General features: G+C 68.0%; 2 protein-coding genes. Both read right to left on the reverse strand.

Features of this window, described 5'->3' with window-relative positions:
- Positions 1–187: 187 nt before the first annotated feature.
- Positions 188–2,038 carry a serine/threonine-protein kinase gene (locus U9980_RS01840; protein ID WP_322766412.1) on the reverse strand — a complete coding sequence of 617 codons (1,851 nt, stop codon included), beginning with the start codon at positions 2,036–2,038 and terminating at the stop codon, positions 188–190.
- Entirely contained in the window at positions 2,035–2,970 is a 936-nt protein-coding gene (locus tag U9980_RS01845) for a hypothetical protein (RefSeq protein ID WP_322766413.1), read from the reverse strand. The genes U9980_RS01840 and U9980_RS01845 overlap by 4 nt, the downstream gene beginning before the upstream one ends.
- Positions 2,971–3,622 lie beyond the last annotated feature (652 nt).

Genomic DNA, 3,622 nt, shown 5'->3' on the forward strand with positions numbered 1-3,622 from the left:
TTCACGCCGGGGTCCACGTACTCCCAGCCCCACCGTTCCTCCGGGACGAACAGGCGTCGGGCGAGTTCAGAACCGGACATCTGGCTTCACGGGTTACGGCCCCACCCTTCGATGACTACGATCGCGCCATCCATGTAGACCTTGTCCTGTCAAGGTCACGATGGTAGTCAAGGTACCACCCAAAAGATCATCTATAGGCTGGTGGGCGAGTCGCGACAGCGGTTGCGACGGCTGCGGTCACCCCGAGCAGGATGCAGCACACGCCCGCGGCAACGACCGGCACATGGCGACTCAAGGTGGCCGCCGACAGCCAGACGCCGAGGCCGAAGACGGCTCCCAGAGCAGCCGCCGCGACCATCGCGGGCCGCGGGTGCTCGCCGTTGCGCAGCAGTCGGCGGGTCGATTCCAGGTAGGCGAGCGCAAACAGGGCCGCCAGCACCCCGCCTGCACCCATGGCGCTCGCCAGCGGTGTCTGCTGCGGCTCGATCGTCACATCCTGGACGTCCCTCCGTCCGTTCGGCCCGTCGAGCGTTACCCGGCCCGCAACGGCCCCTCCCGCCAGCCAGCGGGTGAGCGGCGGAGCCGTCACCGGCACCTGCCAGGACTTCCCGGCGGATACCGACACCGACTCGCCGGTCGCGGTGCCCAGCGGGATGCCGGCCACGGACAGTTTCATGCTCACCCTCAGCGTCCCGGACTCCACCGCCGTGCCGCGGATGTCCACCGGCTCGGCCAGGTCGATCCGCGCGGCCGCCGGCGGCGTGGCTCCGGCCACCGTGATGGCAGTGGCGCCGGAATCAGTGGCGACCGCCGGCCGCGACGACGGCCACAGCACGGCAACCAGTACAGCAAGTGCGGCCGCGACCGCGGCGAGCCCGGCCAGCCTGCGAGGGGGAAGCCCGGGCGGGTCCGCGCGATGTCCACGTCCTGAACCCCGACCCGCCAGTTCGGGTACGGGCACGAGGGACGCAAAGTCAAGGTCGCCGATCCTCGGTGAAGGCTGCTCGTCCAGCCGGCCTGGAATGATCGTCACGAGCCGGGTGGACAGCGCGGACTCGTCACGACGCACCGACCCGGACACCGACGACACCAGGGCCGCCCGGACCGCCGGGGAGATGTCACGCACCGGCAGACCGGCCCGTTCCAGCCAGCCGGGGCCGAAAGCCCTGGACGCGGCCGCGACGCCTTCGGCCAGACGTTCGGCCGTGGCTGGCCTGCGGTCGGGGTCACGGGCCAGCCCGCCAAGGAGCAGCCGCGCCAGCGCGTCCGGTACCCCGGCCCCCGGCGGCGGCGGATCGGCGGCCGCCTGTCTGTGCCGGAACTGCTGGAACCCACCGTCGGTGGGGTAGGGCAGCCTGCCGGCGAGCAGGTGGTACAGCATCGCCGCAGCCGAGTAGACGTCAGTGCGCACATCCAAATGATCACCACGAGCCTGCTCCGGCGACATGTACCCGGGCGTACCGGCAATCACGAACCGGCCGTCCCGAGAGGCCAGCGTGGTCTCCCCGCCGATTACCCGGGCCAGCCCGAAATCAGTCACCTTCACCACGCCACGACCGTCGAACATGGCGTTACCAGGTTTTATGTCACGGTGCAGCAGTCCGTGGTCGTGAGCGGCCTGCACCGCGGAAAGGACAGCCAGCATAGCCGCGCAGGACTGTTCCATGGTGAGGCCGGTGCGGCGGAAACGTTGCGCGAGTGTTCCACCGGAAAGGTACTCCAGCACGAGGGCACAGACCTGTTCCGGCACGCCCAGCTCGCCGCCGGCCACTTCCTCGTCGGCGTACTCGTGCACCGTGACGATATGGGGGTGGTTCAGTCGGGCCAGTGCGCGTCCTTCTTCGCCGAACCGGAAACGCATCTGGGGATCAACCGCGATCCGGTTCGGCAGATGCTTGACGGCGACATCCCGGTCGAGGCGCGGATCCCGCGCCGCATACACGACGCCGAATCCACCGCGACCGAGTTCAGCCCCGAATGTGTACCGCGGCAGAGCCGCTACCAACGCCTGCGGAGGCAGCGCGAGATCGGCGGTCACGAAGGCTCACCATAATGGACACCCGGCTCATGATCCCAGACTCGATCGGTAATCCCGGAACGATCGTCGGGGAACCACTGGTCGGGGTCGGCGGGCGCGGGCGGGGATTCCGGGAAGGTCGGCGATTGCGGGACGCTCGGGGATCGAGCCGGCGAGGGAGTGAGATAGCCCAGCAGGAAGCCGATTCCGGCGGCACCCGCGATGAAGCTCAGGTCGGACGAGGCGGACGGCGGAGTGATCCGCAGCGCCGACAGGCTCACGACCGCCACGAAGCCGATCCCACCTCCCGCCGGAGCGAACCGAACGGCCCGCCGCCATCGGTCCCGCGGGAGGCGATGGCGTGCGAGCGCAAGCAGCGCCGCGGCCCACAGGAAGATCGTCACCAGCAGCAGGCCCAGTCCGAACATGCCGTAAGTCGAAACCAGTGAGCCGTGGACGTCGGCGATACCGCTGGCCGAAGCGACGACTGTGCGCTTGGCGTCCCGCAGGGCGACCTGCATCGACAGCAACCCGGTTGCCTGTCCGCGCAGCTCGGCCATGTCGACGTCGACTTCCCAGGTAACCGAGGTGCCCGCGGGAACATCCATCTTGACGGCGGTGTCGAAGACGAAGAAAGTCAGCCCCAACGTCGACCCGCTCACCCGGATTGACCGTATCTGTGCCAGCTCGTTCCGATTATTACGAACTGCGACGACAACGTGGGTGGGCTGGCCGGGGTCGAGCACAATTCGCCGCCCGGAAACCGATACGTTGTTGACAGCGGCATCCAGCACGACAGCCCCGGCACCGGCCGCACTGTTGGCCGCACTGTTGGCCGCGCTGGTGGCCGCACCGCGGGTATCCACCGCACGGGCTGGGCCCGTTAACGGAACTACTACGAGTACCGCCACGATCATCAGGACGGCGAACGGTACCGCAACACGCCGCGTCATCCTCACGACAATGGCCACGGTCGCCCCCCAGTAATCCACTGTTTGTAGTGCCGCTGATGTTACTGTCACATCTCACGGACGAGACGGCAGTCTGACGCACTGTCCGGTGCGCGACAGACCGTCACTCCTTTCGCGGGGCGGGGGCGCCATGCGATTTTCGGCGATAGCAACTGAACGGCGTCTTCGACACGGCAGGATGACCGTCGCCTTCCTCCTTCCCGGCCTGCTCCTGCTGGGCATCCTGGGGACACTGCCCGGGGACGCGACGGCACCGGTCCCCACGTCCACTGTCGCGGCGACGATGTACGGTGCGCTCGGTTCCACTTTTGGTAATGTTGTGATTACTCCAAGAGCTGATACCCCGGAGAGCACTCCCAGTCCCTGTCCGTCCGGGACGCCAGACGGCTGCCTGTGCCCGGACGGATCTGTGGTCCCGGGCGGACAGGATTGCCCGCCGCAACCGTGCCCCGAAGGACAGACCCGGGACGCGAACGGCACCTGCCAATCGCCAACCGTCACCTGCTGGGACAAGTCAACCGCGCCCACCCAGGAACAGTGCCCACCCAAACCGGTCACCTGCTGGGACGGATCAACCGCACCATCCACTGACAAATGCCCACCGAAACCATGCCCCACCGGACAGACCCGGGAC

Origin of the sequence: Protofrankia sp. Cr1, assembly GCF_963555865.1 — a bacterium.
GTDB lineage: Bacteria > Actinomycetota > Actinomycetes > Frankiales > Frankiaceae > Protofrankia.